Genomic DNA, 514 nt, shown 5'->3' with positions numbered 1-514 from the left:
TGATGATGGCGTACCGCTAGTGCAGGCATTCGTCGCTTGGAAACAGGGCCAAGACAACCACTAAAGGAAAATTACTTCGGAAGGGCGGCTATGGCCGCTTTCTTTTTAATATTTACAGCATCACATAATGATACTATGATGTTGTTAATTTACTTGGGGAGGCGCTTATGCTCACTGCTAAATGTATAGGGTGCGGATGCACCGATGATCACGCTTGTGTTGAAAAGGCACTGTTGCAAAGTTAGCGATGAGGCAGCCTTTTGTCTTATTCAAAGGCCTTACATTTCAAAAACTCTGCTTACCAGGCGCATTTCGCCCAGGGGATCACCATAATAAAATGCTGAGGCCTGGCCTTTGCGTAGTGCACGCATCACCTCAATACCTTTGATGGTGGCGTAAGCCGTCTTCATGGATTTAAATCCCAGCGTGGCGCCGATTATCCGTTTCAGTTTGCCATGATCGCATTCAATCACGTTGTTCCGGTACTTAATCTGTCGGTGTTCAACGTCAGACG

1 protein-coding gene is annotated in these 514 nt (G+C 46.7%); it reads right to left on the bottom strand.

The window, feature by feature from the left end; translation table 11 throughout:
• Positions 1–278 precede the first annotated feature (278 nt).
• Positions 279–514: DDE-type integrase/transposase/recombinase (locus tag R7Z50_RS31160; protein ID WP_004118323.1), on the bottom strand; the 236-nt coding region annotated here is incomplete at its 5' end.

Source organism: Vibrio sp. 1249-1 (assembly GCF_033340495.1).
Note: the sequence above shows the minus strand (reverse complement) of the source record. Positions and strands in the feature narration are given on the sequence as shown.